The organism is Rhodopirellula sp. UBA1907 (assembly GCF_002337565.1).
Classification (GTDB): domain Bacteria; phylum Planctomycetota; class Planctomycetia; order Pirellulales; family Pirellulaceae; genus Rhodopirellula; species Rhodopirellula europaea.
In genome coordinates, this window is the sequence record NZ_DDGH01000112.1 from 398 (window position 1) to 2,582 (window position 2,185).

Genomic DNA, 2,185 nt, shown 5'->3' on the forward strand with positions numbered 1-2,185 from the left:
AAACAACATACCAACGGTGCGAATTGGCCGGTCATGTTGCTGGGCAACTTGGACGGTGCATTCAAAAGTGGATGCTTCACCCAAGTGGAAGGGAAACGTCCGATCAACGCTCTGTACACATCGCTGTTGCGGGCGGCGGGCCAAAACGTTGACCGCTTCAACATGGATGACAAAATGGCCAAGAAGTATGACGACAGCAACGGTCCGCTCAAGGAAGTGCTGGCGTAGCGATGTGGAAGCAATCTCCAACAAGTCGCTGTCGGCTGCTCACAAGTCTTTTCGTGTTGCTCAGCCTCGGCTCCGTTGCCCAAGCGGAAACCTACACGCCTGGCCAACCGATCGACCAAGACTACTCCGCGATGGCGGAAACATTCCTGGCCGACTACTGCATTTATTGCCACGGCGAATCGGATCCGGAAGGCGATCTGTCACTTGAGAACCTTGGACCGGTCGACGACATCAATGCGAGTGTGTGGACCAGTGTTTGGGCTCAAGTCAGCCTGCAGGAAATGCCCCCGCCTGACATGTCTCAACCGGAAGTGATTGAACGGCTGAAGTTTTCCGACTGGATCGTCGGCGAACTTTCCCGAGCCCTGAAAGACAAAGGCGGGTTCCACGCTCATCGCGACCCAAACAAAGGCAACTTCCTGAATCACAATTTGCTGTTTGGTTCGTTGCCCGATGGAATCGAACTTCAACCAACGTCTTCACCCGCGAGAATCTGGCGGGTCACACCTCAGGAGCATATCACTCGTTTGAACGAGTTGATCAACACGGAACCAGACTACGATCCATCCAAACCGGGGCTTCGAACACACGGGGACGCTGTTCCCACCAATCACGGCGGCGAACTGAAGCTCTACTTTGGTGTCGATCGAATCATCAAATGGCAGGGTGGAACGGTCGCTTACGCCACTTCGGTCAAAAGCGTTCCCGCGGTCTTGTCGACGGCCCGAGATCATGGGCTGGAAAACTACCCGGACTTCTACACCGTCAACAGCGCCGAAGCGACGCAAATCATGGGTATCGCCAGCGACATCATTCGCTACATGGCCGAAGGTCCGCTCAGCATCGCCGAGCCATACCAGATCACCGACGATCCCAACTCGATCGCGGACAAGATGAAGGGTGACCTGCGTGGGTTGCCGACCAGTTTGGTCTACAGCACCGAAGTCATGCGTCCTTTAACGCCGGTCCACGACCTCTTCGAAGCAGAAGAGATCAATGAAGCGAACGAACGGGCCGCGGTTGATTTCCTCTTCGAAGCGTTGACCTTCCGCCCACCGAGCAAAGCAGAATCTGACATCTACGTTGAAATTGTGGATCAGTCGATTGAAAAGCTTGGCAAAAAAGACGGTGCCGTTCTTGGTCTGTCAGCGATCTTCCTCGACCGCGACGCTCTCTTTCGTCCGGAGTTGGTCGAAAGCGGCGAACCAGACAGCCATGGCCGAGTCATGCTGCAGGATTGGGAATTGGGGTTGGCCGTCAATCACGCGCTTCGATACCTCCAACCCGATGATGCTCTTCGACGTGCGATCGTCGATGGACGCATGCGAACCCGCGACGATGTCAAACGCGAAGTCGTACGAATGTTGGAGGATGACAGCATTCGAAAACCGAGGATCCTGCGATTCTTCCGTGAGTACTTTGACTACGACCTTGCAGGCTACATCTGCAAAGACACCCGGGCGCTGGGCGAAACGGGAGTGAACAACAAAGGCGTCGCTCACTACAACGCCATGTTCGATGCAACCGCCAGCACGGACCGTTTGATTGAAATGATCCTCGCCGAAGACACCGAGGTTCTGAAGCGGTTGCTAACGACCGACAAGGTGGTGGCTGGCAAGTACGACAACACGTACTTCGGCAAGCAACGTTCCCGAGAAGAAATGGCCGCCTCCGTTGCCGCCGAAAAAGCCGCCGCGAAGAAAGCGGCAAGTGAGTTGGCCGCTTGGAAAAAAGCCAACCCGGAAAAAGAACCACCGGGCAAGAAGAACGCTCCGAAGAAGCCCAAGATCAACCATGCGGTCACCGAAGCCAAGCTGACCGGCCCGGACATCTACGCTCGTGTCAGCCGCCGAAGCTTTGGTCGCGGATCGATGAAACCCGAACGCGTGCTGGCGACTGCTCCCGAAGGTGAGCGACTCGGCATCCTGACTCATCCCAGTTGGCTGGTCTCACACTC

Annotated in this window: 1 protein-coding gene and 1 pseudogene; both read left to right on the top strand. The window is 55.8% G+C overall.

Translation table 11 applies throughout. The features are described from left to right. Nucleotides 1–228 (top strand): annotated as a pseudogene (locus B2R17_RS27970) (hypothetical protein); the annotation flags it as partial. Between the two features lie 53 nt (nt 229–281). Next, a partial coding sequence (locus tag B2R17_RS27975) for a DUF1592 domain-containing protein (RefSeq protein ID WP_286766599.1) occupies nt 282–2,185 on the top strand: 1,904 nt, incomplete at its 3' end.